The organism is Actinosynnema sp. NPDC023658 (assembly GCF_040639995.1).
In the GTDB taxonomy this organism is placed as follows: Bacteria; Actinomycetota; Actinomycetes; order Mycobacteriales; family Pseudonocardiaceae; genus Actinosynnema.
Map to the genome: position 1 here is coordinate 1 of NZ_JBFAAX010000799.1, position 2,580 is coordinate 2,580.

The 2,580-nt window shown below is 71.3% G+C and carries 2 protein-coding genes and 2 pseudogenes; all 4 read left to right on the forward strand.

The window, feature by feature from the left end; genetic code table 11:
• The coding region (locus AB0G02_RS34910; protein WP_360803113.1) for a 3-oxoacyl-[acyl-carrier-protein] synthase III C-terminal domain-containing protein at positions 1–597 on the forward strand (597 nt) is incomplete at its 5' end.
• 15 nt (positions 598–612) lie between these two features.
• Positions 613–1,596, forward strand: a complete 984-nt coding sequence (locus AB0G02_RS34915; protein ID WP_360803115.1) for an AvrD family protein — start codon at positions 613–615, stop codon at positions 1,594–1,596.
• Positions 1,593–2,342, forward strand: a pseudogene (locus AB0G02_RS34920) (ATP-binding protein). Before AB0G02_RS34915 ends, AB0G02_RS34920 begins: the two are co-directional and overlap by 4 nt.
• A pseudogene (locus AB0G02_RS34925) lies at positions 2,339–2,580 on the forward strand (12-oxophytodienoate reductase); the annotation flags it as partial. The pseudogenes AB0G02_RS34920 and AB0G02_RS34925, both read left to right, overlap by 4 nt.

Genomic DNA, 2,580 nt, shown 5'->3' on the forward strand with positions numbered 1-2,580 from the left:
GGCACGCAGGTGCTGCGCCGACTGTCGGGCCACTTCGTGCGCGTGGCCGAGCAGGCACTGGCGGACGCCGGCGTGGAGAAGCAGCACCTCGACGCGTTCATCCCGCACCAGAGCTGCGACGGCATCACCGATGCGCTGGTGGCCGGCCTCGCGCTGCCTGCCCACGTCGCCGTGGCCAGGGGCGTCGGGCACGCGGGGACCGGTGCCGGCACGTCCGTCCCGCTGGCCATGCGCCACCTGCTCGACTCCGGTGGCGTCACCCCCGGAGGGTCGGCCCTGCTGCTGGGCTTCACCGCGGGCATGACCTGCGCGACGCAGGTGGTCCGGTTGCCGGTGGGGCAGCCGGTCGCCCGACCGACGACCCGCCTGCACGTCCTGCGGTGCGCCCGGGACGTCATCGGTGAACTGGCCCCGACCGCCCCGGTGGGCCTGGACACGTCCTTCACCACCGACCTCGGCGCCGACGCGTTGTTCGTGGCCGAGGTGGTCACCGAGATGGAGTCCAGGCTCGGCTGCCGCATCCCGGACGACGTGCTGCGCGAGGTGCGCACGGTGCGCGACCTGGTCGACCACCTGGCACCCGAGAGAACCGCCTGACGGCAGGGATCATTGATGACCACCACAGTGACCGTGGCGTCGATCGACGACGCCCTCGGACCCGGCGCGCAGCGCTTCTTCGGCTCCGGTTACAAACGCGTCTCCCAGAGCCTGGCGGACCTGAGGCCCACCGCCGGTGGGCTCACCGCCGCGGCCTCGATCCGCTACCCGCCGGACTGGTCCCGCAAGTCCCGCGACGCCGAACTGGTCCCGCACCTGAGCACCATCGACGCGCTCGTGCTCGGCGTCCGCCTGGTCGAGACGCACCTCGTCCACACCTTCCGGCTCACCGCGCGGCAGCGCACCCGGATGTGGTTGCGGCGCTGCACGATGAAGTCGGGTGCCGCGCCGCAGGAGCAGTTGGCGGACTTCACCGTCGAGGTCCGGCTCGTCGAGACCCGGCGCGATCCCGACGCGTTGTGCGGCAACGTGTCCCGGTTCGACTGCCGGATCGGTCGGATCAAGGTGCCATACGAGGTGGAGCACCCCGGCGCCGAGCCGTTCCCGGCGGGCGGTGACATCGGCGCGGAGGCGTCGACCGGTTCGCGGTACTGGGTCGACGGCTACAAGGAGCGCGTCCACCACATCGGCAACCTGCTCGTGGACGTCGAGGCCCGTCGCGCCGAGGCCGGTGTCGCGGTCGTCCCCGCCGCGCGGGCGGACGTGGACCTGGCCGCGGCCTACGACCCGGCCCTCACGATGGTCGACTGCACCGTGGTGATGGCCCAACTCGCCCAGGCGCTGCTGTACCGGGTCGACGGCATCGAACGCGGACGCAGCAACACGCTGTGGATGCGCCGCATCGACATGGCGGCGCCCACGCCGTACCAGCCGCTGGCCAACCCGTTCACCATCTCGACCACCGTCGTCCGCGACCGCCTGCTGAGCCTCGCCGGCGGGACGTGGCGCGCGTCCGACTTCGTCGGTGACTGCCAGGGGTTCCACGTCGCCTACTCGCTAGCCCACCAGTTGCCCACCACTCAGGGGGAACAGCAGTGAAACTGGCCATCTCGGGTACCTACTCATCCGGCAAGACCACCACGTCCATCGCGCTGTCGCACCTGACCGGGATCCCGCGCACGCACGCCAAGACGATGCGGGAGATCCTGCCCGAAGCGCTGCCGGGCAAGCGGTTGGAGGAGTGCACGGCCCCGGAGCTGTTCCAGCTCGGGATGCGCCGCTACGCCGAGCGGGCGGTGCACGAGAGCCACCTCCCGGGCGGCTTCATCTCCGACGGTTCCTCCATCCACGAGTGGGTCTACGGCAAGGTCCGCCTCTAGGTGGGGATCAACCCCGGCGACGAGCCGGGTCCGCCCGCCGACCCGACCGGTGAGCTCCGCTTCTTCGCGGAAGTCATCGACAACATGGGTGCGGTCGTGAAGCAGCACGCCAAGCGCACCTACGACGCGTTCGTGCACCTGCCCGTCGAGTTCCCCTTGGTCAGCGATGGCCACCGGCCGGTGTCGGAGCGGTTCCGGGCGCTGTCCGACGAGCTGCTGCTGAGCACGCTCGACGAGTACCGCATCCCCTACCACGTGGTCGGCGGCACGATCGAGGACCGCCTGACCCGCATCGTGGACGCCTTCGGCTTCCCCACCGTGCGCACCGTCGCGGAGGCCGTGTCGCTGGCCGAACGCGACATCGCCGCGACCAACACCGCCGACGAGGTCGACCGGACGACCGGACACGACGCCGCCGAAGGTGCCGCCACCGGGAACACCGTGACCACAGGGAGAAGATCATGAGCACCGACCTGCACGCCGAAGCGGTGAAGCTGCTGTTCGAGCCGGTCACCATCGGCGGGATGGCGCTGCCCAACCGGATCGTGATGGCACCGATGACCCGGGAGCGCTCCCCCGGCGGCGTACCCGGCCCGGACGTGGCCGCCTACTACGCGCGGCGGGCGGCCAACAACGTCGGCCTGGTCATCACGGAGGGCACCACCGTGGGGCACCCGGCGGCGGCGGCCAGTGCGAACGTGCC